The 21,238-nt window shown below is 66.3% G+C and carries 24 protein-coding genes and 1 pseudogene; 16 read left to right on the forward strand and 9 right to left on the reverse strand.

Going from position 1 to position 21,238, the window contains the following annotated elements; genetic code table 11:
* Window positions 1-20 precede the first annotated feature (20 nt).
* The 3 genes from ACP696_RS05980 to flbT all read right to left on the reverse strand — a co-directional run bounded on the left by ACP696_RS05980 (window position 21) and on the right by flbT (window position 1,835).
* Window positions 21-839, reverse strand: coding sequence for a flagellin (locus ACP696_RS05980; RefSeq protein WP_426043548.1), 819 nt, complete (start codon window positions 837-839; stop codon window positions 21-23).
* A gap of 248 nt (window positions 840-1,087) precedes the next feature.
* The gene (flaF, locus tag ACP696_RS05985) at window positions 1,088-1,450 is read right to left on the reverse strand and encodes a flagellar biosynthesis regulator FlaF (protein WP_426012112.1); all 363 of its coding nucleotides are present in this window, start codon (window positions 1,448-1,450) and stop codon (window positions 1,088-1,090) included.
* A complete protein-coding gene (gene flbT, locus ACP696_RS05990) occupies window positions 1,410-1,835 on the reverse strand; it encodes a flagellar biosynthesis repressor FlbT (RefSeq protein ID WP_426012114.1) in 426 nt (141 codons plus the stop codon). The genes flaF and flbT overlap by 41 nt, the downstream gene beginning before the upstream one ends.
* A gap of 183 nt (window positions 1,836-2,018) precedes the next feature.
* On the opposite strand from flbT, the gene ACP696_RS05995 reads away from it, so the two are divergent.
* The 7 genes from ACP696_RS05995 (at window position 2,019) to ACP696_RS06025 (ending at window position 7,768) form a co-directional block, all read left to right on the forward strand.
* On the forward strand, window positions 2,019-3,818 hold the full coding sequence (locus ACP696_RS05995) for a tetratricopeptide repeat protein (RefSeq protein ID WP_426012116.1): 1,800 nt from the start codon (window positions 2,019-2,021) through the stop codon (window positions 3,816-3,818).
* An 81-nt stretch (window positions 3,819-3,899) separates the two neighbouring features.
* Window positions 3,900-4,619, forward strand: a complete 720-nt coding sequence (locus ACP696_RS06000) for a cytidylyltransferase domain-containing protein (protein ID WP_426012118.1) — start codon at window positions 3,900-3,902, stop codon at window positions 4,617-4,619.
* Complete coding sequence (gene pseH / locus ACP696_RS06005) at window positions 4,616-5,191, forward strand: UDP-4-amino-4,6-dideoxy-N-acetyl-beta-L-altrosamine N-acetyltransferase (RefSeq protein WP_426012120.1); 576 nt, start codon at window positions 4,616-4,618, stop codon at window positions 5,189-5,191. Before ACP696_RS06000 ends, pseH begins: the two co-directional genes overlap by 4 nt.
* An 84-nt stretch (window positions 5,192-5,275) precedes the next feature.
* Window positions 5,276-5,662, forward strand: coding sequence for a primosomal protein (locus ACP696_RS06010; RefSeq protein ID WP_426043549.1), 387 nt, complete (start codon window positions 5,276-5,278; stop codon window positions 5,660-5,662).
* Between the two features lie 67 nt (window positions 5,663-5,729).
* On the forward strand, window positions 5,730-5,885 hold the full coding sequence (locus ACP696_RS06015) for a hypothetical protein (protein ID WP_426030671.1): 156 nt from the start codon (window positions 5,730-5,732) through the stop codon (window positions 5,883-5,885).
* Window positions 5,886-5,981: 96 nt separating this feature from the next.
* Window positions 5,982-6,851 carry an AAA family ATPase gene (locus tag ACP696_RS06020; RefSeq protein WP_426012126.1) on the forward strand — a complete coding sequence of 290 codons (870 nt, stop codon included), beginning with the start codon at window positions 5,982-5,984 and terminating at the stop codon, window positions 6,849-6,851.
* A gap of 80 nt (window positions 6,852-6,931) precedes the next feature.
* The gene (locus ACP696_RS06025) at window positions 6,932-7,768 is read left to right on the forward strand and encodes a hypothetical protein (protein ID WP_426012128.1); all 837 of its coding nucleotides are present in this window, start codon (window positions 6,932-6,934) and stop codon (window positions 7,766-7,768) included.
* 59 nt (window positions 7,769-7,827) lie between these two features.
* Here the strand turns inward: ACP696_RS06025 and ACP696_RS06030 are convergent, their stop codons facing one another.
* Complete coding sequence (locus ACP696_RS06030) at window positions 7,828-8,640, reverse strand: universal stress protein (RefSeq protein WP_426012130.1); 813 nt, start codon at window positions 8,638-8,640, stop codon at window positions 7,828-7,830.
* Window positions 8,641-8,771: 131 nt separating this feature from the next.
* Between ACP696_RS06030 and ACP696_RS06035 the strand changes: the two genes are divergently transcribed.
* The 3 genes and pseudogenes from ACP696_RS06035 to ACP696_RS06045 all read left to right on the forward strand — a co-directional run bounded on the left by ACP696_RS06035 (window position 8,772) and on the right by ACP696_RS06045 (window position 10,755).
* Window positions 8,772-9,413 (forward strand): YfbR-like 5'-deoxynucleotidase, encoded by a 642-nt coding sequence (locus tag ACP696_RS06035; RefSeq protein ID WP_426012132.1) that lies wholly within the window; start codon window positions 8,772-8,774, stop codon window positions 9,411-9,413.
* Window positions 9,352-10,414, forward strand: a pseudogene (locus ACP696_RS06040) (NUDIX hydrolase). The gene ACP696_RS06035 and the pseudogene ACP696_RS06040 overlap by 62 nt, the downstream one beginning before the upstream one ends.
* A 104-nt stretch (window positions 10,415-10,518) precedes the next feature.
* Window positions 10,519-10,755, forward strand: a complete 237-nt coding sequence (locus tag ACP696_RS06045) for a hypothetical protein (protein ID WP_426012133.1) — start codon at window positions 10,519-10,521, stop codon at window positions 10,753-10,755.
* A 28-nt stretch (window positions 10,756-10,783) separates the two neighbouring features.
* On the opposite strand, the gene ACP696_RS06050 is transcribed toward ACP696_RS06045, so the two are convergent.
* The 3 genes from ACP696_RS06050 to ACP696_RS06060 form a co-directional block, all read right to left on the reverse strand.
* The gene (locus ACP696_RS06050) at window positions 10,784-11,767 is read right to left on the reverse strand and encodes a sterol desaturase family protein (protein ID WP_426012135.1); all 984 of its coding nucleotides are present in this window, start codon (window positions 11,765-11,767) and stop codon (window positions 10,784-10,786) included.
* Window positions 11,764-12,153: a hypothetical protein gene (locus ACP696_RS06055; protein WP_426012136.1), complete on the reverse strand. Its 390-nt coding sequence runs from the start codon at window positions 12,151-12,153 to the stop codon at window positions 11,764-11,766. The genes ACP696_RS06050 and ACP696_RS06055 overlap by 4 nt, the downstream gene beginning before the upstream one ends.
* 221 nt (window positions 12,154-12,374) lie before the next feature.
* Window positions 12,375-12,914 (reverse strand): porin family protein, encoded by a 540-nt coding sequence (locus ACP696_RS06060; RefSeq protein WP_426012138.1) that lies wholly within the window; start codon window positions 12,912-12,914, stop codon window positions 12,375-12,377.
* A 317-nt stretch (window positions 12,915-13,231) separates the two neighbouring features.
* On the opposite strand from ACP696_RS06060, the gene ACP696_RS06065 reads away from it, so the two are divergent.
* On the forward strand, window positions 13,232-14,347 hold the full coding sequence (locus tag ACP696_RS06065) for a beta-ketoacyl-ACP synthase III (RefSeq protein ID WP_426012140.1): 1,116 nt from the start codon (window positions 13,232-13,234) through the stop codon (window positions 14,345-14,347).
* A 34-nt stretch (window positions 14,348-14,381) separates the two neighbouring features.
* Here ACP696_RS06065 and ACP696_RS06070 read toward each other — a convergent pair whose 3' ends face one another.
* Both ACP696_RS06070 and ACP696_RS06075 read right to left on the reverse strand, forming a co-directional pair.
* Window positions 14,382-14,624, reverse strand: coding sequence for a hypothetical protein (locus ACP696_RS06070; protein ID WP_426012141.1), 243 nt, complete (start codon window positions 14,622-14,624; stop codon window positions 14,382-14,384).
* A gap of 45 nt (window positions 14,625-14,669) precedes the next feature.
* A complete protein-coding gene (locus ACP696_RS06075) occupies window positions 14,670-16,148 on the reverse strand; it encodes a M48 family metalloprotease (protein WP_426043550.1) in 1,479 nt (492 codons plus the stop codon).
* A 174-nt stretch (window positions 16,149-16,322) separates the two neighbouring features.
* Here ACP696_RS06075 and tcyJ point away from each other — a divergent pair, with 174 nt between their 5' ends.
* The 5 genes from tcyJ to recG all read left to right on the forward strand — a co-directional run bounded on the left by tcyJ (window position 16,323) and on the right by recG (window position 21,195).
* Window positions 16,323-17,123, forward strand: a complete 801-nt coding sequence (gene tcyJ / locus ACP696_RS06080) for a cystine ABC transporter substrate-binding protein (RefSeq protein ID WP_426043551.1) — start codon at window positions 16,323-16,325, stop codon at window positions 17,121-17,123.
* A gap of 141 nt (window positions 17,124-17,264) precedes the next feature.
* Window positions 17,265-17,921: a cystine ABC transporter permease gene (tcyL, locus tag ACP696_RS06085; protein ID WP_426043552.1), complete on the forward strand. Its 657-nt coding sequence runs from the start codon at window positions 17,265-17,267 to the stop codon at window positions 17,919-17,921.
* Window positions 17,922-17,929: 8 nt separating this feature from the next.
* A complete protein-coding gene (locus ACP696_RS06090) occupies window positions 17,930-18,673 on the forward strand; it encodes an amino acid ABC transporter ATP-binding protein (protein WP_426043584.1) in 744 nt (247 codons plus the stop codon).
* A gap of 63 nt (window positions 18,674-18,736) precedes the next feature.
* Complete coding sequence (locus ACP696_RS06095) at window positions 18,737-19,039, forward strand: hypothetical protein (protein ID WP_426012149.1); 303 nt, start codon at window positions 18,737-18,739, stop codon at window positions 19,037-19,039.
* A 65-nt stretch (window positions 19,040-19,104) separates the two neighbouring features.
* Entirely contained in the window at window positions 19,105-21,195 is a 2,091-nt protein-coding gene (recG, locus tag ACP696_RS06100; protein ID WP_426043553.1) for an ATP-dependent DNA helicase RecG, read from the forward strand.
* Window positions 21,196-21,238 lie beyond the last annotated feature (43 nt).

The raw sequence follows: 21,238 nt of genomic DNA on the forward strand, positions 1-21,238 counted from the left end.
TCCTTGAGCCTAGTCGCCGATCACTTGAAGAGCGACAGGATCGACTGGGGCGTTTGGTTCGCGATCGACAGAGCTTGCACGCCCAGTTGTTGCTTCGTCTGCAGCGACTGCAGCTTGGCGCTTTCCTTGGCCAGATCGGCATCAACCAGGTTGCCCACGCCGGCGTCCAGGCTGTCTTGCAGCTTGCCCACGAAGGTCAAGTGCATGTCCAGGCCGACAGAGCTGGTGCCCAGGTTCGCCAACTTGTTCGTCGCGGTCGTCATGGCCGTGGTCATGGTGGCGATCATGGTCTTGGCGGCGGCGGCGGTCGTGAAGGACGAAGTCGCGGTGAGGCCCAGGCCGACGAGCGACAGGGTCTTCGCGTTCACCGTGTAGGCGACGCCGTCCGAGTTGCTGAGGAACTGCAACTTGGTGGTGGTGCCGTCCACGAGGCTGACGCCGTTGAACTTGGCGTTGGTGGCAGCCTTGGTGATCTGGTCACGCAGCGAGGTGAAATCGGAAACCAGGGCGTTGAACGACGAGGTGTTCAGCGAGGTGTCGGAAGCGGCCAGGGCCTTTTCCTTCATCTTGCCGAGCAGATCGGTGATGGTGTCGCCAGCGGCAAGGCCCACGTCGATCGTCGACTGGCCGCGCTGGAGGGAATCCTTCACGGCATTCAGCGATTGCGACGTCGTGCTTTGCATCTTGGCCATCGACCAGATCGCGCCGTTGTCCTTGGCGTTTCCAACCTTCTTGCCGGTGTTGATGCGTTGCTGAGTGGTTTGGAGCTCCGAGTTGGTTGAGTTCAGGTTTTGCAGCGCGATCATGGCGCCGGCATTGGTGTTGATCGAGTTCATCATGGTGGTTGCTCGCCATTTTGGGAGGAGTGCCCCGGCGTTTTGCCGGTCGGGCGTTTGCCCACGGAACTCATCGCAAGCAGTGGGCCACTTGGCGCCAGCCTCGATAAAATCATAAGTCGCTGATTTTAAGCGTTATTTTCTAGCCAAGCTTTGGACACGAAACCGCCCGGCGAATGCAGAATTCACCGGGCGGCAGGTTTTACCGGAACGTTTTTTTCGAGGGGGCGCAAACCACCCTCCTTCCGGCCTCAGGCCGCGTCGGCGCGACCGGCCAGGCCTTGCATGATCATGCGGTTGATCTCGATCAGCGGTTCGAAATCCTCCTCCTTGCGCATGATCGCGCTGGAGTGGCGCCCGACCCAGAGGCTGAGCGAAATGATGCTGGCCCGCAGCTGCATCGGCAGGGTGTTTTCCGGCAGCGAGCAGTCGGTCGCCAGCGCCGACCAGACGCGCCTGTTCCAGTCGAGCGCGTCGATGCGCGTTGCAAGATCGTCCACCGGCGCCTCCGACGCGGCCATCAGGGCGCGCGTCACTTGGCCGAACAGACGGTACTCCATCTCACGCGGGTTTTCAGTCCGCGTCGCCGTCTGCTGGTACGCCCGAAGAGACATGCCCCAACCTCTCATCTTCGTATTCGATTAATTTGCGGCTCAGCATGAGCGCCTTGTAGTGCTCGCGCGCCATGACGTGCTTGGAAATAGCGATGCAGTCGCTCAACACGACCGGATTGCGCACGACCCCCATGAACTCGTTCAGGCGGGTCGCGAATTCTTCGTACTGACGCTCGGCGTTGGCCTCGTCCAGATACATCATCATGACCGGGAAATAGATGTGGCGCGCCGGCGTAACGACTTCGTCGAGCTGCATGATGTCTTTTTCACGCAGCACCGACGCCTTGTTCTGCAGCACCAGAACGCCGCGACGGTCGCCATTCTGGACCACCGCGCCATTCAGCACGAACTTTTCGCCGGGTTTCAGCGACAGCTTCAATGGCACAGGGCCGCTCCCTCTTGCATTGCCATGTCGCCTCTATCCGTCGCGATGACGGTTTCAGGCCAGAAGCTAGGCGGAGGCGGTTAACGTCTCATTGCCAAGCCTGCGACCGTGCGACGCAGCTTAGGACTCAATTAAGCATACTGACCCAGAGGATGACTCTCTCCAATCGCCAAGGCCTCAATCATGTCTCTCAGTCGCGACACGCAGATCTCGGCCAGCGCCCTGGCGATGGCCCAGGAAGCCGTGGCCCAGGCCGTCAATCTCGGCTTTCGGATCTCGACGATCGGCGACTCGGCGTCCGCCGAGGCCCTGGCGCGTCTCGATCGCCAGACCAGCGACGTCCGCAACGGCGAGGTCGCCGCCCTGCTGGCCGAGTCGATCCATGCCATGCAGAACCGAGACTTCGCCAAGGGCGAGAAGTTGGCGCTTCAGGCCCTGGAACGCGACGACAAGCTGGGCGTGGCCTGGCATGTTCTGGGCATCGCCCGCGAGAAGACCGGCGATTTCGCGGGCTCGATGCGCTGCTATGAAGCGGCGCTCAAATTGCTGCCCAATCACGGGGCCGTGGCTGGCGACCTAGGGCGCCTGGCCTTCCGGATGGACATGCCGGAGATCGCCGCCAAGTTCTTCATGCACTACCTGCAGGCTCGCCCCGGTGATTTGGAGGGCGTCAACAACCTGGCCTGCGCCCTGCGCGACCTCAATCGCTGCGAAGACGCCATCGAAGTGCTGCGTCCGGCGATCAACGAACATCCCGCCCAGCCGCTGCTGTGGAACACCCTGGGCACGATCATGTGCAGCCTGGGCGACGGCGTGACCGCTGTGACCTTCTTTGACGAGACGCTCCGGCTGGCCCCGGAATTTGGCAAGGCTTACCACAATCGCGCCTATGCCAAGATCGACCTCGGCGATGTCGAAGGCGCGCTCACGGACTGCGAACTAGCCATCTCCGTGGCGGAGTCGGCCGAGGACCTCGCGACGATGAAGTTCGGCCGCGCCACAATCCTGCTGGCCTTGGGCCGGGTGGCGGAAGGTTGGAAGGAATATGAGGGACGTTTCTCCGCGGACCTGCTTGAGGCCCCCCGCTTCACCATCGAGGGCGAGCGCTGGTCACCCGGCATGGACTTGGCCAGCAAGTCGCTGATGATCTGCGCCGAACAGGGCCTGGGCGATGAGGTGATGTTCGCCAACATGCTGCCCGACGTGATCGAGGCCCTCGGCCCGCAGGGCAAGCTGTCGATCGCGGTCGAGCGGCGTCTGGTCCCGCTGTTCCAGCGTTCCTTCCCGCAGATTACCGTGACCCCGCACCGCACCGTCTCCTACGAAGGCCGGGTCTATCGGGGTGCGCCAGAAATCGAGGACTGGAGCGCGATCGACCTGTGGACGCCCATGGGAACGCTGCTTGAAACCTTCCGCCCCACCGTCGCCTCCTTCCCGAACCGTCTCAACTTCCTGGTCGCCGATCCCGCCCGCGTCGAGCATTGGCGGCGGGAATTGACAAACGCCCCCAAGGGTCCAAAGGTCGGGCTGCTGTGGAAGAGCCTGAAGCTGAACGGCGAGAGAGCCCGGCAGTTTTCGCCCTTCATGCTGTGGCGGCCGGTGTTTGAGACGCCGGGAGTCACCTTCGTCAACCTGCAATATGGCGACTGCTCCGAAGAGATCGCCCTGGCCCGGGAAGAGTTCGGCGTCGACATCTGGCAGCCGCCGGGCATTGACCTGAAGCAGGACCTAGACGACGTCGCGGCCCTCTGCTGCGCCATGGACCTGATCGTTGGCTTCTCCAACGCCACCACCAATCTGGGCGGAGCCTGCGGCGCGCCGATTTGGATGCTGACCGGGGCGTCGTCCTGGACGCGGTTGGGAGCGCAGACCTATCCTTGGTACCCACAGACCCGCTGCTTCATCACCTCGGACTACAACGACTGGGACCCCACGATGCAGAAGGTCGGCGTGGCCCTCAAAGCGCGCTTCCCGATGGTGTAGCTGCCTCACGCCAACCGTATTTCACCCCTAGATGACAACCGCGCCCTGGCGACAAGACCAAGGCCACGTTCGGGAACGCCCTTGCCGCTCGCCATTCTCCAGGCCCGCATGTCGTCGACGCGGCTACCCGGCAAGGTGCTGGCCGATCTCGCGGGCGCGCCGATGATCCTGCGGCAGATCGAGCGGCTGCGGCGATGCGAACAGCTCCAGCGGATCGTGGTCGCCACCTCCGATCAGCCCACGGACGACCCATTGGCCGCCCGCCTTGAAGTCGCCGGCGTACCGGTGTTTCGCGGATCCCTGGATGACGTGTTGGGCCGTTTCATCGGCGCAATCGACGCTTTCGGCCCTGTGCGCACGGTGGTTCGCCTGACCGCCGACTGCCCCCTCGCCGATCCCCAACTGATTGACGAGACCCTTAAGCTGCATCTGCGCTCGGGCGCCGATTACACCTCCAACACCCCCACTCGCCGCAGCTATCCCAAGGGCCTGGACGTCGAGATCTTCGAGGCGGCGGCCCTGAAGATCGCGGCCGGCCAAACCGTCGATCCGTATGACCGCGAGCACGTCACCCCCTTCCTCTATCGCCATCCCGGCCGCTTCCAGATCGCGGGCCTGGAACAGGCGGCCGACGACGGCGACGTGCGCTGGACGGTCGATCGCCCCGACGATCTGGACTTCGTCCGGGCGGTGTATGATGGCCTCCACGCCGCCAATCCGGCCTTCACATCCAACGAGGTGCGCGCGTTCGTCGCCGGGCGACCAGACCTGATCCAAATGGGGGGAGATCGCCGCGCATGACCGCCTTGCACACCGTGGTGCTCCGCGACGTTGTCGAGACTGACCGTCAGCGGCTGCTGGACTGGCGCAACGGCCCAGAAGTCGCAGCCTTCATGTATTCCGACCACCAGATCAGCCCTGCAGAGCACGACGGCTGGTTCGGCGGCATGGTCGGCGACGGCCGCCGCCGTTACTGGGTGATCGAGGTCGATGGCCAGCCGGTCGGCCTGGCCAATCTCGCCGACATCGACCGCCGCAACCGCCGCTGCGCCTGGGCCTACTATCTGGCCAGCCCCTCGGTTCGTGGCCTGGGCGTAGGCTCCTATATCGAGTTCTGGGTCATCGAATACGTCTTCAAGACTCTGGGTTTCGACAAGCTATGGTGCGAGGTGCTGCTGTCGAACGACAGCGTCTGGAAGCTGCATGAGCGCTATGGCTTCCAGCGTGAGGCGCTGTTTCGTCATCACGTGATCAAGGACGGCGCGCCGGCCGACGTCGTCGGACTAGGCCTCTTGGCGGAGGACTGGCCGGCGAAGCGCGACCAGATGGTCCAGCGCCTGACTGACAAGGGCTACGCGCTACCTTTCAGCTGAACGTCACGGAACATCAAACCAGGCGGCGGATTGAATCCGGGCGGCGAAGGCGCAGGGGTCCTTCGCGAGTTCAGGAGTGCCGCCATGCCGACCGACACCGACTACGACGCCCAGGACACCGCCGAGGTGCTTGACGAGACCAACCTCACCGACGATGGCCAGGACATCGCCAATTTCGACGAGATCGATGATGTGATCGACCTCACCCAAGCCGACGGTGACGCCGATGAGGACGAGGAGGACATCGGCAATATCGACGACGAGGCCCTCGACGAGATCGATGATGAACTAGAAGGCGGCCGCGACGACGAGGGTCTCGATATCGAACGTGAACCGCTCGCCGCCATCGCCGGCGACGATGAGAACATCGAGGACTCGATCCCCGACGACGCCGATACCGCAGCCGATTTCGAATCGACCGAATTGGCCGAAGACGACATCGAGGCCTTGGGCTACGCCGACGAAAGCTGAACGCCACCAAACGTCCTTGAACGGCGGTTTCCCGAAACCTAGGCTCGCCGACGACAGGAGACCGCCGATGCCCGACACGCCCGAACCTGAGCTCGATGAGACGTCGCAAGACCTTGAGAAGCAACTTGAGGAAGGCCTCGAAGATAGCTTTCCCGCCAGCGATCCGCCGTCCGTAGCCCGTCGCCATCGGCGGCATCCCGGCGGCGCCGAGGATGGCCAATAAGCCGACTTGATCCTGGCGACTGTTGGTCTGTAGGTTAGACCTGATTTGAACAACTGTTCGAGGCGTCCTCTTTCAAGACGCCGTCAGGGATCCTGCATGAGCTCGCGCTTCGAAGGCACCGCCGACTATGTCGCCACCGACGACCTGAAGGTGGCGGTAAACGCCGCCGTGGCGTTGGAGCGGCCCTTGCTGATCAAGGGCGAGCCAGGCACAGGCAAGACGGTCCTGGCCTACGAAGTGGCCAAGGCCATGGGCGCGCCGCTGCTGACCTGGCACATCAAATCAACGACGAAAGCCCAGCAGGGCCTATATGAATATGACGCCGTCACCCGGCTGCGCGACAGCCAATTGGGCGACGAGCGGGTCAAGGACGTCAAGAATTACATCAAGAAGGGCAAGCTTTGGGAAGCCTTCGAGGCCCCGGTGCGCCCCGTGTTGTTGATCGACGAGATCGACAAGGCCGACATCGAGTTTCCCAACGATCTGCTGCAAGAACTCGATCGCAACGAGTTCTATGTCTACGAGACCAATGAGACGATCGCCGCCAAGGTCCGACCGATCATCATCATCACGTCGAACAACGAGAAGGAGTTGCCGGACGCCTTCCTGCGTCGCTGCTTCTTTCACTATATCCGCTTCCCCGAAGAGGCGACGATGCAGGCCATTGTCGACGTGCACTTTCCGGGTATCAAACAGAAGCTGGTCGCCGAGGCGCTGCGGATCTTCTACGACATGCGCAAGGTGCCGGGCCTGAAGAAAAAGCCCTCCACGTCGGAGCTGCTGGACTGGCTAAAGCTGCTGCTGGTCGAGGATATCGACGAGGCCACCCTGCGCGAGCGGGACCCGACCAAGCTGATCCCGCCCTTGCACGGCGCCCTGCTGAAGAACGAGCAGGACGTCCACCTGTTCGAGCGCTTGGCCTTCCTCGCCCGCCGCGAGGGCTCTGGGGCGCGGCCGGGACAGTAGGCAGAGCCCCCCCTTACCGCGATTTCATTGGACCTTCCGGCGTCGCCAGACCACGTTCCCGCCGAATGGAGGATTCCTTGATGCGACATCTGATGCTGCTGACCGCGGCCACGAGCCTCGTGGCCTTGGCGGCTTGCTCGCCCAAGGTCGATATCCATGACGACCGTGCTGGCCGGCCCGGCAAGCACGAATCGCTGCGGGCGATCAGCAAGCTGGATTGCCCGGAGCAGCAGGGTGAACTCAAGCGGGTCAGCGTCGCCACGGACGGGCAAAGCTGCGTCTATGCTGGCCAGAACGCTGAGGTGACGCTGAAGCTTGTTGCCCTCAACGGCGGAGACGCAGAGGCCGCGCTGGCGCCGATCGAGGCCGACCTGAAGACCTTGATGCCGGCCATGAAATCCCCGACCCCACCGCCGCCGCCCGGCGCCAAGCACGATGGCGAGACAGCTCAGGTCCGCCTGCCCGGCATCCGGATCGACGCTCACAATAAGGGCGCGGACATCAAGATTGGCGGCCTGACGATCAACGCCAATGACGGGTCGGCCGAGGTCAAGGTCGCCAAGAACGTCACCATCCGCGACGGCGACACCACCCGGAAGATCAGCGAGCGCGTCGGCAACGGCGGCTCGACGGTCAACGTCAACACCACCACCGACGACGAAGGCGAGGTCGATGTTCACGCCAATCAGGACGGCGCCCAGATCCGTCAGCGCAAGCGCGGCGACGGCGTGCGCGCCACCTTGATCCTGGCCAGCGACAAGGCGACCAGCGGCTATCGCGTGGTCGGCTACGAGGCCCGGGGCCCCAAGGGCGGCCCGCTGGCCGTCGCCGTGGTCAAGGCCAGGGGCCGCGGCGGCAGCGACCACGATGTGTTCGAGGACATGAAGACGCTGGTCCGACACAACGTCGGGGGATGACACCTTATCAAAACCGCTTATCCCGGCGAATGCCGGGATAAGCGGGTTGGTTTTTAACCCTAGTGGGACAAAAACAGCGACGGCCCGTCGCCGTTCAGCAAGCTGCGGGTCGTGCCTCCGAAAATGAATTCCTGCAGGCGCGGATGGCCAAAGGCCCCTGCCACCAGGATATCGGCGCCGACGTCGCGCGCCGCACCCAGCAGCAGGCTGGCGGCGTCGCCGGATCCCGGCAGCAGCTTGGTCGTGGCCTGAACGCCTCGCGCGCCGAGAAACGCCACCAGCCGCTCCAGGTCGAAAGCCCGCGACGAGACGTCCGGCGCGCCGGCCACCACCACGCTCGAAGCCTTCTGAAGCAGCGGCAGGGCGGTGCGCAGGGCACGGCTGGCCTCCTTGCCGCCGTCCCAGGCCACCAGCGCCACGCCGCCCACCCTCAAGCCGGGCCGGGCCACGATGACAGGCCGTTGCTCGTCGGCGATCATTTGCTGGAAACATTCCGCCAGGGGTCCCCTGCCCCGCGCCGCGGCGCTGTCGAAGACGATGACGTCGGAGAGCCGGCCTTCCATGGCCAGCCCCGCCCAGATGGGCGACTGTAGGCTGACCGCCTTGGCCTTGGCGTAGCCGAGCTCGCCCACCATCCGCGCGACGGCGTTATGGCCTTCGACGGCGGCTTCCTTGAGACTTTCCAGGGCCGTGACCTGCACGCCGCCCATGAAGCCCTCGCCCATCCACGGCATCAGGTCGGCCATGTCGGCCGGGGCGTGGACGCACGCCAACTCGGCGTCGAAGCCCGCAGCCAGGACCGCCGCCGCGTCCAGCAACGCCCGCTCGCCCTCCGTGCCGGCAAGCGGCGCCATGATTCTCGCCCAGCTCATGATCGATCTCCCATCGGAAGCATTTCCACAGGCAACGACCTGCCTCGCATTGATCTTTGTCAACCGATGGGTCAGTCAAACCCTGGGCGGCGGCCGCCTGCGCAGCCACCTTCACCATAAGGAACGATTTCGTGGCCAAAGGGCTGCACAAGGGCCCGCCGAGGGCATGGCAGCGGATGCTGTCGGGACGCAGGCTGGACCTGCTGGACCCCTCGCCCATGGACATCGAGATCGAGGATATCGCCCACGGCCTGGCGCGGGTCGCCCGCTGGAACGGCCAGACGGTCGGCGAGCACGGCTTCTCGGTGGCCCAGCACAGCGTGGTGGTCGAGGAGATCGCCGCCCACATCAAGCCCGACCTCGAGCCCAGATGGCGGCTGGCCGCCCTGCTGCACGACGCCAGCGAATATGTGATCGGCGACATGATCAGCCCGTTCAAGGCGGCCCTCGGCGTCAGTTACAAGGACTTCGAGGCCCGGCTGGAGGACGCCATCCACATCCGCTTTGGCCTGCCGGTTAAGGTCCCGGCGGCGGTCAAAAAACTGATCAAGACGGCCGACCGGGCCTGCGCCTTCTTCGAGGCCACCCAGTTGGCCGGATTCGCGCATGACGAGTCCCTGGCGATCTTTGGCGCGCCGCCCACTGGCTACGACCTGAGGATCAACCCCCTGCCGCCCTTCGAGGCCCAGGCGCGCTATGTTCAGCGCTTCCATGTGCTGTCCAAGGCGGCGGGCTTCGAGTCCGCCCCAGGCGAGGCGTTCGAGACCGAATGACCCCGCAGCCCGCCCCCTTCACGGCGCCGTCCGTCGTCATCGGCCTGTCGGCCGTGGTCGTGGCGATCCGTGAGGGCGAGGCCGTTGTCCTGACCGTCCGGCCGCACGATGCGGTGACCGATATCGCCAGCCCCCTGCCCGGCCTGCCGTTCGGATCGTTCGACCCGGCCGGCCATCGCACCTTCGAGCTGGGCCTGCGGGCCTTCGTCACCGAGCAGACGCGGTTCCAGTTGGGCTATGTGGAGCAGCTCTACACCTTCGGCGACGAAGGCCGCGACGCCCCGCGCGCCGAGATGGGCGCGGGCGCGGCCCGCATCGTCTCGGTCGGCTATCTGGGCTTGACCCCCACCGCCATCGAAACCCAGGCCCCCGACACCGCCTGGGCGCCCTGGTCGGCCTTCTTTCCGTGGGAGGACTGGCGCCATGGCCGCCCCGCTCTGCTGGACCAGGTGCTGGCCCCGGCCCTGCGCCGCTGGGCGGCCGACGACGCCAGCCAGTGGTCCAGAGCGCGCCTGGCCTTCGCCCTGGACGGCGCGACCTGGAACGAGGAACGGGTGCTGGAGCGCTATGAGCTGCTCTATGAAGCGGGCCTGGCCCCCGAGGCCGCCCGCGACCGGGCCCGCGCCGACGGCCATGATCCGGCCGAGCCGGCCGCCTTGTCGGCGGCACTGGGCGAGCCGATGATCTCCGACCACCGCCGCATTCTCGCGACCGGCCTGTCCCGCCTGCGGGGCAAGATCAAGTACCGCCCGGTGGTGTTCGAGCTGATGCCCGCCGAATTCACCCTGTCGGCCCTGCAGCGCACCGTAGAGGCCATTGCCGGGGTGCCGCTGCACAAGCAGAACTTCCGCCGCGTGGTCGAACGCGAGGACCTGGTCGAGGGCCTGGGCCGCCAGGACGCCGACACCGGCGGCCGCCCCGCCGAACTGTTCCGCTTCCGCCGCGAGATCCTGGCGGCCCGGCCGGCCATGGGGCTGAGTTTGCCGCTTCTGCGGGACTAGGGCTCGAACGGTTTCGGATTGGATCGGGGACGCACGCATGCGTGCGTCCCCATTCGGCAACCCGGCTTTGCGCGGTCGCGCTTCACCGCTAACCTCGACCCAGCATGCCCAACCTCCCAAAACCGCACCTGATCGCCGCCGTCGTCGGAGTGGTCGTCCTGATCGGCCTGGGCGCCTATCTTCTGCGCGACGCCAGGACCCAAGTCGCCGATCACCGCACCGACGCCGCCGAGGCCATCGAGGGCGCGCGGATCGCCGTCACCGGCCGGCTGCCCGAGGCCCAGGCCGTCAATTTCGGCAAGGTCTTCGTCCACTGGGATGACGAAATCCCCTCGGTCTGACGACCCAAGTCGGTCTCTTGAACCTCTCTCAAAGAGAGAGGGTTTCTAGGTCCGCTTTCGGCCTCGGCGTGTCCGTTTCCGTCGCGTCGCGGTTCCCGCCTTGCGCGGCGGCCGCCCCCGCCCCGCCCCGCTCTATCCGCGCCCGCCACTTGGCCTTCAGGGTGTGGGACGTATCGCGCGAACCGTCATGGCTCCAGCCCGGTGGGCCAAAGATGTAGCCCAACGCATGGCGGGGGTGGCGGGCCACGTCGCGGCCGATGCCGATCCACTCGTGGAAGACGTTGGTCAGCAGGTTGAAGTTGGGCAGGTTCTTCACCGTGCCGTAGCGGATCTTCTCGTCGTCCGTTTCCGGGATGAAGGTGCCGAACATCCGGTCCCAGATGATCAGGATGCCGGCATAGTTGGCGTCCAGGTAGCGGGCGTTGCGGGCGTGGTGCACCCGGTGGTGCGACGGCGTATTGAACACCGCCTCAAACCATTTGGGCATGCGCTTGATGGCCTCGGTGTGGATCCAGAACTGGTAGACCAGGCTGATCCCCTTCTGGATCGCCACCATGGCCGGCGGGAAACCCAGGAACGACAGCGGCAGCCACAGCAGCCAGGTGCCGGCGATCCCGCCCGTCCAGGTCTGCCGCAGGGCGGTCGAGAGGTTGTAGTGGGTGGAGGTGTGGTGGTTGACGTGGCTGGCCCACCAGACCCGCCGCTCATGGCTGAGCCGGTGGAAGGCGTAATAGGTCAGGTCCTCGGCGAAGAACAGCACGGCCCAGGCCCAGATCGCGGTCATCGGGATGGTGAAGACCCGGTGCGAATAGGCCCACAGGCTGGCGGCGACCACGATCCCCCCGGTCAGCAGGCCGGCGATGGTGCTGCCCAGGCCCATGGCCAGGGAGGTGGCGGTGTCCTTGGCCTCGTAGCGGGCGTCGGCCTTGCCCAGCCGGGCCAGCAGCACCTCCAGGATCACGGCGATGACGAAGAACGGGATCGCCATCTGGACGGGGTCGAAGGTCTTCATGCGGCGAACTCTTGCGACGTGAATTCGGGCGGCGGCCAGGCGCCGTCCTTCAGCACCAGGCGGGGCGACCCGTCGGCCGACTTGAGGGTCAGGCGGCCGTTGGCGGCGGTGGTGGACAGGGCCTGCGCCCAGGGCAGGTCGCGGGCCACATAGCCGTCGCCCTTGCGCCACAGGACCAAGGCTCGGTCGGCGGACCGCGCCACGACGCCGGCCCCGTCGGCGGCGATCCACAGGGCCTCGATCGGATCGTCGGGGAACTCGTCGGTCAGCAGGGCGCGCGCGCCTCCGGCGTCGAGCGGTGGCATGGCTCGCGCAATGCGCGCCCAAGCCGCCAAGCCCACCAGCAAGGTCACGGCCGTGGCCGAGCCGAGCAATTGAATTATCATCGCCTTGTCCAAGCCGACGCCTTCCTCCCCGTTTTCTTTCAAGGTCGGGCTGTAGGCGTCGAGCGTCAAGGGCGACGTGGGGTTAGGCCCGCCCACTTGCACCCTACGGGCCTTCGGCCGTCTTCCCCCAGAGGGGGAAGAGCTCGCGCGGGGCCCCGCCCCCGATGGGGGCGGACAGGCGGCGAAGCCGCCAGGTGGGGGCAAGTGAGCGGCCCCTTAGGCTAGAACTTCCGAGCGTAGCCGACCGACATCACATCGGCGTCGGCCGCGTCATTGTCCCGGAATTGCTGGCGGGTGTAGTCGACGCGGACGCCGTTCTTGTCGTCGACCTTGTACTGGGCTCCGACGCCATAATTGACGCTGTCGGCGTCAAACTTGTTTTCGACCCCGGCCACGGTCTGCTTGAACTGGCCGTTGCCGTAGCCAACGCGGGCCAGCAGGTCGATGTGAGGCGTCACCGGCAGGAAGCCGACGCCATAGACTGCGGCCTGATGGGTCTGTTCGAGATTGGACCGGACGCCGTTGGTGTCGATAATGTCGTCCTTGACGCCGCCGGAAAGCTCGCCCTCGACGCCGAAGTGCGGGGTCAGCTTGGCGCCGAGCCGTCCCTGCACCGCGCCGGTGTCGGCGCCGTCGGCGCGGGAGCCGGCATAGCCTAGGGTCCCATAGACCTCTTGAGCGTGCGACAGGGCGGGAACGGCGGCGATCGCCAAAGAAGCGAAGATGGGCGTGGCGAGGGCCACCGACATGAGAGTTTTCATTGTTTTACTCCTGATACTGACGAGACTGGGGAGCGCCTCGACCCGGCTTGAGTAGTGTCGCCATGGGGCCGCGATAGGTCGCGGAGCGGACGGGTTTGGGGCCATTGCGTGTCGTTCCCGACATGTGCAAGGCGAATGTGGCGGCGCCGCATCGTTCCCCTCGCTGAGGCGAAAAGCTCGTGGCGTGGCGCCCAGGCCGCACCGTCGAAGGTGACGGGGGCGTCAGGCGTGCTATTGATCCTCCAGCACAAAAATCAGAGACGCGTCCTGCCACCTTTTCGTGGGGAGGCGCGCCAAGCGTCACCGGGACCGCCGCCTTGCATAAAGCCGTTATCGTCGCCACGGGGCTGTTCACCCCGCCGTTCAGCGTTTCGAACACCGAGCTGGTCGAAGCCTTCAACGCCTATGTCGAGCGCTTCAACGTCGCCAACGCCGAGGCCATCGCCGCCGGCGAGGTCGTGGCCCTGGCCCCCTCTTCGCCCGAGTTCATCGAGAAGGCCTCGGGCATCAAGGCCCGCTATGTGATGAACAAGAGCGGGATCATCGACCCCGAGATCATGCGGCCGGTGCTGCCCGAGCGCCCCAACGACCAGATCTCGATCCTGGCCGAGATGGCCGTCGAAGCGGCCAAGCAGGCGATCGAGCGCTGGGGAAAGCCGGTCTCGGAAATCGGGGCGGTGATCTGCGCCGCTTCCAACATGCAGCGCGCCTATCCCGCCATGGCCATCGAGGTGCAGCAGGCTCTGGGCATCGAGGGCTTCGCCTTCGACATGAACGTCGCCTGCTCCTCGGCCACCTTTGGCCTCAAGACCGCCGCCGACTTCATCGCCGTCGGCAGCGCCAAGGCGGTGTTGATGGTCAATCCCGAAATCTGCTCGGGCCACCTCAACTTCACCGACCGCGACAGCCACTTCATCTTCGGCGACGTGGCCACCGCAGTGATCCTGGAAGAGGAAAGCCAGGCGTCCGGCGGCTGGGAGATCCTGGGCACGCGGCTGAAGACGCAGTTCTCCAACAACATCCGCAACAATTTCGGCTTCCTCAACCGCACGGCCCCCGAGGGCGAAGGCGCGCGCGACAAGCTGTTCGTGCAGGAAGGCCGCAAGGTGTTCCGCGAGGTGGTGCCCATGGTCAGCCAGATGATCGTAGAGCACGCCAGCGATATCGGCGTCGATCCCACGGGGCTAAAGCGCCTCTGGTTGCATCAAGCCAATATCAACATGAACGAGATGATCGGTCGCAAGGTGCTGGGGCGCGAGCCCGAGCCGGGCGAGAACGTCATCATCCTCGACACCTACGCCAACACCAGCTCGGCCGGCTCGATCATCGCCTTCCACTCGGCCAATGACGACTTCGCGGTGGGCGAGACAGGGCTGATCTGCAGCTTCGGCGCGGGCTATTCGGCGGGCACGGTGTTCGTCCGGAAGCGGTAGAGCGCCTCGAGCATTCAGAGGCTCGACCTATTGGTCATCGATGGTCGTCGCGCGCCCGCTCGGCTCGCAGCAAATCCAGGCTCGACGGCCCGGTCTGCGGGCCAAGCGCGGCACGCACGGCGTCAAGGCGCGCAATAATTTCTCGCCGCTCCAGCGCGACGCTGGCCGCCAGCGCCTGCCGCGCCTCTTTCTCAGCCGAGGTCGCGTGATCGACCGCGCACCGCTTCAGCGCGTCGATGGCGCTGCCGTCGAGGTTGCAAATGGAGATGTGGCCCATGTTGCAGAATGCCTCAGGCCCGATATCAATCCAAATCGCACCAGCTTATCGGATCGGCTGGAACGTGACCGGCGTCGCGGCCCCATTATCGGCCTTCAGCGTCCAACCGCTCGCCGACCGGCCGATGGCGTAGCAGGTCCGCGTCCCGCGCACTTCCGCCAAGCACAGCTGATCGCCTTCGAGGCTGTAGCGCCCCTGGTCCATGCCGAAGTCGTGGCGTTGGAACCACGAGCCGTCGCGTTTGAGGACCAGGTCTCCGGTCCCCACGGGCTCGGCTCGCTGAAGGGTAACCATCTGGCCGACGAAGGCCGCGCGGGCGGCGGCCGCGTCGAACGCCTGGACCTCGGCCTTCGGATGCGCCGCCTTCCAGTCCATGGCGCGGCGGATGCGACGGCCCACGGCCGGGTGATCGTAGAACAGCACCTCCTCAAGCCGACCCGGCGTGGCCGCGCGGTACTCGATCGTCTTGACCAGGGCCTTGGACAGGCCGTCGGGCTCGTTGAAATGGGTCAGGCTGTAGTAATCGGCGTCGCTCTCGGTGATGCGGACCAGGCTGTTGATCAGGGGCGCGCCCAGCAGGCCCAGCACCGCCAGCACCACCGCCAGCACCGGCAGGCCGGCCGGATCGGCCACGCCCTTCACCGTGTCCGCGCCCAGCAGGGCGGCGACGGGCGTGAACAACCGGTCGATCAGGAAGAAGGCCAAGGTGGCCAACAGGCCCATGACTCCGGCGATCCACAAGGCGTGGTTGTGGGCGTAGTGGCCCATCTCGTGACCAACCACGCCGCGCACCTCGGCCAGGTCCGCGCCCTGCTTGAACATGGTGTCGCTCATCGCCACTCGCGCCGTGCCGAACAGTCCGGCGACATTAGCGGTGTAGGCGTTGGACTGCTTGGAGCCGTTATAGACGAAGATCTTGTCGCTCGGGATGCCGTTGGCCTTGGCCATGGCCACCACCTGGTCGCGCACTGGCCCGGCCGGCGCGAGCGTGTACTTGTTGAAGATCGGCTCGATATAGATCGGGGCCAGCACCTGGATCACGCCGAAGAACACCGCCGTCAGCGCGCCGCTCCACAGCCACCAGGTGCGCGGCGCCTTGCGGATCAGGGCGTAGAGCGCGACGAAGAACAGACCCAGCAGCGCAGCCGTGATGGCCAGGCTGATGCCGGCCTCGCCCAGCCAGCCGACGAAGGCCTGGCTGGTCAGCCCGTACTGCTTCTCCCGCCACCAGCCGCTATAGGCTGACCAAGGCAGGCTAAGCAGGCCGTCCACTAGCAGATAGGCCACGCCAACGACGAAGCTGACCAGCACCGGCCTGGGCCGACGCCGCTCCAGGTTTCGCCTCAGGCCGACCAAGACGCCGCTGCGGACGATCAGCCAAGAGACCAGAACCGACACGACGAAGCCCCACAGCAGGAGCCAGTGGCCGCCCTGGGTGTAGGCGGTCGCCTTGGCGTGGGCTGCGGGCGACAATTGCGCCAGATAGGCCGCCGTGGCGGCGGCGGGATCGAACAGATGAGCCATGTGAAAGCGTCCCCCAAGTACTCTTGGACCGCAGGAAGACAGAGCGTGCGGCGCCCGTCAGGTTAATTCGCGGTCAGGTTGGATCGTCCGGACCCGACGTCGCCGCTTGCCTCTGGCGGCCGGACACGGGCTGTATAGAACTGGACGTTCGACTTCCGCACTCGAGGCTTCCGCATGCGATTCCCCGTTCGTCGTCAGTTCCTGCTCGGCCTTGGCCTGGGCGCCGCTGGCCTTGTCCTCGCCGGCTGCGGCGGCGAGTCCGGCAATGTCGCGCAGACCGGCCTCAAGCGTATCGAGGCGACCAAGACCCTGCGGATCGGGCTCGAAGGCACCTATCCGCCGTTCAACTTCCAGGGCAAGGACGGCCAGCTTACCGGTTTCGAGGTCGACTTCGCCAAGGCCCTGGCCGCCCAGATGAAGGTCAAGGCCGAGTTCTCGCCATCGCCGTTCGCCGGCCTGTTGGGCGCGCTGGAGTCAAAGCGCATCGACGTGGTGATCAACCAGATCACCATCACTCCCGAGCGCGCCGCCAAGTACGACTTCTCGCGGCCCTATACGATCTCCGGCATCCAGATCATCACCCGCAAGGGCCAGACGGGCGTCGCCGCGCCCGCCGACCTAGCTGGCAAGAAGGTGGGTGTCGGCCTGGGCACCAATTACGAGAGCTGGCTGCGGGCCAATGCGCCCGGCGCCATCGTCCGTACCTATGACGACGACCCCACCAAGTACCAGGACCTGAAGGCTGGCCGTATCGACGCGGTGCTCAACGACCGGCTGGTGGCCGCCGACTTCGTCAAGACCACGCCGGATTTCGTGGCCTCGGGCCCGGCCTTCGCCAGCCAGGGCATGGGCGTGGCCATGCTGCGCGATCCGGCCCTGAAGGTGGCGATCGACGAAGCCATCGACGCGATGCGCGCCGACGGGCAGTTGGCGGCGATCTCGATCAAGTGGTTCGGCGCGGACGTGACGAAGTGAGGCTGACAAAAAACGGTTGTCATCCCGGACGAGCGCGCAGCGCGAAGATCCGGGACCGACGCGTGAACGCTGGCGCTTCCGGCGGTCCCGGATCTGCGCTCCGCTTGTCCGGGATGACAAACTTGGTGGGTTCGGTCTGATATGTCCGCCGCGCTCGACCTGCTCGCGGAGTCCGCCCCGCTGCTCCTGAAAGGCGCGGGCTACACCGTGCTGCTCAGTGTCATCGGCATGGGTGTGGGCTTGGTGATCGGTTTCGGCCTGGCCCTGATGCGGCTCTCCCGCAGTCCCCTGCTGCGCTGGCCGGCGGCGGTCTATGTGTCGGCGATCCGGGGCACGCCGCTGCTGGTGCAGCTGTTCCTGATCTATTACGGCCTGCCGCAGTTGGGGATCGAGCTGCCGCCGCTGCTGGCGGCCGGCATCGGCTTTTCGATCAACATCGGCGCCTATGCCGGCGAGATCCTGCGCAGCGCCATCGCCGCCGTCGACAAGGGCCAGTGGGAGGCCGCCAGCGTGCTGGGCATGAGCCGCGGCCAGGCCCTGCGCCGGGTGATCCTGCCCCAGGCCGCCCGCACCGCCGTCGCGCCCCTTGCCAACAGCTTCATCAGCCTGGTCAAGGACACCTCCCTGGCCGCCACGATCCAGGTGCCCGAGTTGTTCCGCCAGGCCCAGCTGATCACCGCCCGCACCTACGAGATCTTCACCATGTATCTGGCGGCCGCCGCCCTCTACTGGATCCTGTCCAGCCTGCTGGCCCTGGGCCAGGGCCGGCTGGAGCGTCAGGCGGAGATCGGTCGATGAGCGACAGCATGGGGAGCGCCATAGCCGCCACGGGCCTGGTCAAGCGCTTCGCCGCCGTCACCGTGCTGAACGGAGTCGACCTGACCGTCAGTCCCGGCGAGGTGGTGGCGATCATCGGTCCCAGCGGCTCGGGCAAGAGCACCCTGCTGCGCTGCCTGGCGGGCCTCGAGCTGATCGACAGCGGAACCCTCACCGTCGCCGGCGTGACCGCTGGCGGAAAAGTCCCTCTCGCCCGCGCGCTGAAGGGCCGGGTCGGCTTCGTCTTCCAGAACTTCAACCTCTTCCCGCACCGCACCGCCGCCCAGAACGTCGCCGAGGGCCCGATCGTCGTGCGCGGCGAGAAATCCGCCGTGGCGCTGGACAAGGCCAGGGCTCTGCTGACCAAGGTCGGCCTGGGTCACCGGGTCGACGCCTATCCGCACGAACTCTCCGGCGGCCAGCAGCAACGCTGCGCCATCGCCCGCGCCCTGGCCATGGATCCGGAGGTCATTCTGTTCGATGAACCGACCTCGGCGCTCGACCCCGAACTGGTCGGCGAAGTGCTGACCGTGATCCGCGACCTGGCCGCCGAGAAGCGCACGATGGTGATCGTCACCCACCAGATGGACTTCGCGCGAGATGTGGCAGATCGGACGATCTTCATGGATGACGGCGTTATTATTGAACAAGGCCCTTCCAACGCCGTGCTGGGTTCGCCTAAGGAAGAGCGCACGCGGCGATTCCTCAGCAAGGTGAGCGGACTTAGGCCATAATTTGGCCCTCGGCGCCCCCCACCTCATCGCCGCCGACGCCGTGTGCATTGAGGCGAGGTCCTAGTGAAACCCTATATTGATCTGCAAGGCGCCAATGGCGCGGTCTACCGTTACAAGCTGGCCGAGGATCGCGATCCTCGGACGACGATCGCTGGCAATTTCATCTTCGTCGATGCGAGCGGAACCGTGGTCTATGCCGGTGAAGCCAACAACCTGCATGGAGCGGGCAACCGCTTCCCCGAGGCGTCGGAAAAGCACAAGGCCGAGTATCTGTACACGCGCCTCAACGTGTCGGGCGCCTCGCGCGCCGAGGAGCTGCAGGACATCATCACGTCGCTGAAGCCGGTGATGAACAAGGGCGAATAGCCCCTGCGACATCCGCGCATCGGCGACGTCCACATCTGACGCACGCTTCGCTATGGTGAAGCCCTATGCGCCCCGAGATTCTCTTTCCGCTGTTCACGCCGGTCTCCACCCTCAAGGGCGTGGGGCCGCGCGTCGCGCCGCTGGTTGAACGGCTGGCGGGGCCGATCGTGCGCGACGTGCTGTTCACGCCGCCCACAAGCCTGATCCGCCGGACGGCCACCACCTCCGATCGGGCCATCGACGGCCAGGTCCAGACCTTCGTGGTCACCATCGACGCCCACCTGCCGCCGCAGCGTCCGGGTCAGCCCTGGCGCGTGCGGGCCTGGGACGAGCACGGCTTTGTCACCTTGACCTGGTTCAAGGGTTTCGGCTCGCATCTGGAGCGCGCCCACCCGGTCGGCGCACGACGGGCGGTCAGCGGCAAGGTCGAGCGGTTTGGCAGCGAGATCCAGGTCGCCCATCCCGACTATCTGTTCGAGGCCGACCGCGCGGGCGACATCCCGCCGGTCGAGGCCGTCTATCCCGCCACCGCCGGCCTGCCCTCGCGCACCTTCCGCAAGTTTGCCCTTGAGGCCCTGGAGCGCGCCGCCGCCCTGCCCGAATGGCAGGACCCGGCCTGGATGACCCGCGAAGGCTTTCCCGCCTGGCGCGAGGCGCTGGCCCTGCTGCACAATCCCCAGGCCGAGATCGACCTGTCGCCGCTGTCGGTCACACGTCGCCGCCTGGCCTATGACGAACTTCTGGCTCACCAACTGGCCCTGGCCCAGCGCAAGGCGGCCAAGCGCGCCCACCCCGCCCCGCGCATTATGGCCGGCGACCTGTCGGACGCCGCTGAAAAGGCCCTGCCCTTCCGCCTGACCGGCGCCCAGATCCGCGCCCTGTCCGAGGTCCGCGGCGATGTCGCCAGCGGCGAGCGCATGGGCCGGCTGCTGCAGGGCGATGTCGGCTCGGGCAAGACCGTGGTGGCCATGCTCGCCATGGCCGACGCCGCCGCCTCGGGCCTGCAGTCAGCCCTGATGGCCCCCACCGAGATCCTGGCCCGCCAGCACTACGAGACCCTGGCCCCGCCGCTGGAGGCCCAGGGTCTGGCGGTGATCCTGCTGACGGGGCGCGACAAGGGCGCCGCCCGCGCCTCGAAACTAGCCAAGCTGGCCGACGGATCGGCCGCCGTGGTCGTCGGCACCCACGCCCTTTTCCAGGACGACGTGGCCTTCAGCACGCTCGGCCTGACCATTATCGACGAGCAACACCGGTTCGGCGTCAACGAACGCAAGCGCCTGCAGGCCAAGGGGCTTCATCCTGACTTGGGGGGCGCCCACCTGCTGGCCATGTCGGCCACCCCGATCCCGCGCACCCTGGAACTGACGATGTTCGGCGACCTGGACGTCTCGCGCATCGACGAGAAGCCGCCCGGCCGCACGCCCGTCGCTACCCGCGCCGCGCCGACCCCGCGCATTCCCGAAATCATCGCCCGCCTGAAGGCGGCGGCCGAGGGCGGGGCCCAGGCCTTCTGGATCTGCCCGCTGGTCTCGGAATCCGACAAGATCGACCTGCGCGACGCCGAGCGCCGCTCCGCCAGCTTGCGCGAGGCCATCGGTCCCAGCGTCGGCCTGGTCCACGGCCAGATGAACGCCGCCGACAAGGACGCGGTGATGGCCGACTTCGTGGACGGCAAGGTCAGCGTGCTGGTCGCCACCACCGTGGTCGAGGTCGGGGTCAATGTGCCCAACGCCAGCATCATGGTGATCGAGCACGCCGACCGCTTCGGGCTCGCGCAGTTGCACCAACTGCGCGGGCGCGTGGGCCGAGGGTCGCGCGAGAGTTCCTGCGTGCTGCTCTACGACCCGCCGCTGTCGGAGGTGGCCCAGCAGCGACTCGACATCCTGCGCCGTAGCGACGACGGCTTCGAGATCGCCGAAAAGGACCTGGAGCTGCGCGGCGGCGGCGATCCGCTGGGCCTCAAGCAGAGCGGCTTCCCCGCCTACCGCCTGGCCGACCCGGTGGCCCACCGCGACCTGATCGCCGTGGCCGCCGACGACGCCCGGCTGATCCTGGCCCGCGACCCGGACCTGACCTCGCCGCGCGGCCTGGCGGTGCGGACCCTGCAGGAACTGTTCGACTGGAAATCGGCCTCGCCCCTGAACGACGCGGGGTAGGCCAGCCGACGAAGTCGGCTTGAATGACGCTGGGTAAGGGCTG

The sequence above is a fragment of the Caulobacter sp. DWR3-1-2 genome, from assembly GCF_049896225.1.
Taxonomy (GTDB): domain Bacteria; phylum Pseudomonadota; class Alphaproteobacteria; order Caulobacterales; family Caulobacteraceae; genus Caulobacter.